The organism is Brunnivagina elsteri CCALA 953 (assembly GCF_002289455.1).
In the GTDB taxonomy this organism is placed as follows: Bacteria; Cyanobacteriota; Cyanobacteriia; order Cyanobacteriales; family Nostocaceae; genus Brunnivagina; species Brunnivagina elsteri.
Genome location: NZ_NTFS01000691.1, coordinates 1 through 1,866, shown reverse-complemented (window position 1 = coordinate 1,866; position 1,866 = coordinate 1). Strand labels below are relative to the sequence as shown.

The following is a 1,866-nucleotide window of genomic DNA, read 5'->3' as shown; positions in this document are numbered from 1 at the left end:
TTGTCCGAGGGGAATCATCTGTCCTCGGTTGTCGTAGCCTGCCCAATCGGGGTTTGCGGCTAATACTGGTCCTGGATAATTGGTATTGATACCGATCACCTCATTGTGGCGGGTGTTTCCTGCGGCAAATACCCAAACCCAAGCGTGTAATTCCATACCCCTGGCTTTTGCGAGTTTGACTGCTGATGCGAGGGGGTCCCAGCCGCGAATCAGGGGATTTTGTTGAGGTGCAACTTTACTTGGATAGATGGGATAGCTGGCATTCAATGTTTCAAAGAATACCGTGTTAATTCCAGCCTGTGCCATGCGATCGAAAATGATTGCAAGCGATCGCTCACTTCCGGCTTTGACAATCGTACCGCGATCGAGCCAAATTGAGCGAATTTCTGGCTGTGCTAATTTTCTATCTGTGGGGAATTGCTTCCACAATTCATTTTTGGTTGCTAACCACTGCTGACGAGCTTGGTTGTATTTTTTTTGGGAAATTAACTGAGGTAAATTATTGGCAATTTGACGAGCTTGTTCAGTATTTCGAGATGATGCTCCACCTCGAAGTGATGTAAATTGAGGTTGTTGTGCTTTTGTTGATGGGGATTTGGGTGAAATTGCCGATGCTGATAACTGAGCGCTTTCAACCCTTCCAATCAGGTTTTTTAATTCTTGTTGGAGTGCGATCGCTTCACTAGCGCTAATTGGTTTCTGGGAATTAGCAACAACATCCAAACGCACTGATTGTTCGAGTTGATCGATTGCCTCATCACTTCTGGGGGTATTAGTGGGGAATCTAGCACTTGTGGTTGATGGATTGGAATTCCCTGGGGTTGCAAAAATATTTGGGTTGATTCGGATTGGTTGTACTGGTTGGCTAATTTGGAAATTTTGACCGGAATTCTGGCTTAAAGAACCAGGTTTAGGCAATTCAGCAATCGATGTAATACAGCTTTTAGAACCATCAACCTTAGTGGAAGCTCCTGGAGGTAACTTCATGTGACGTGCGATCGCAGCTCGCAACCATCCTGCATCTAACTCGCTAGCAGAGGCAGTATCAACCCCCCAACGCCAACCAAAAAATGTCGATCGCTCGGTTGCTAAAACTGCGGTAGGATTATCTTTGGCATCCCATGTTGCCGCAGCTTCTCCAATTGCACTATCGGAGATAACAACACCACCGCGTACTTTGCCAAATACACCACCGTCTTTGACCCAATCTTGGGTAATTTTTTGCGAGGATGGTTGCAACTTCTGCGTATCATTTAGACTAAAGCCCCAATATCCACCGAGTAGGGCTTTCATTAATTGCCTGACTCCCGGTGCAGACAAACTACCCACAGGACCACTAGCGATTAGTCTACCACCTTTGCTCATCCATTCTTCTAATGCGATCGCTTGGGCTGGACTAAGGGTTTCCACATTTGGTAAGAATAATACTTTGCGATCGCCCCAATCAGCAGATGACCTGATTGCATCCAAGGAAACCACACAATACCTCACCCCCGCAGCTTGCAAACGATTAGCAATTCCCCCCCATTGGTTAACATTCTCTTGACTATAAACTATAGTTAAATTTGTGTCAGAATTGCTATTTTGTGCTTGAGCCGCAACTGGTAAAATATTGATTATACTAAAAATAATAAATTGTAAATAAACTAAAAATAAGTCATTTTTTCTAATCTTATTTCTTGGATTTTGTCGAGCTTTTCCCTGCTTCTTCAAGTTCCTACTCCTCTTAATTATTAGTTAAAAATTCTTTCCTTCTTTCTTCTTCCCTCAGCGTCTTGGCGTACTTGGCGGTAAAAAATCTTTTACTTTATTAAAAATACATAATTAGTAGTGAATCAAATTTACCACTAATTGATTTTGAATTTT

1 protein-coding gene is annotated in these 1,866 nt (G+C 43.0%); it reads right to left on the bottom strand.

Features of this window, described 5'->3' with window-relative positions; translation table 11 throughout:
* Positions 1-1,713 (bottom strand): family 10 glycosylhydrolase (locus tag CK510_RS29915; protein ID WP_158224996.1); only part of this gene is annotated, 1,713 nt, incomplete at its 3' end.
* Positions 1,714-1,866: the final 153 nt, after the last annotated feature.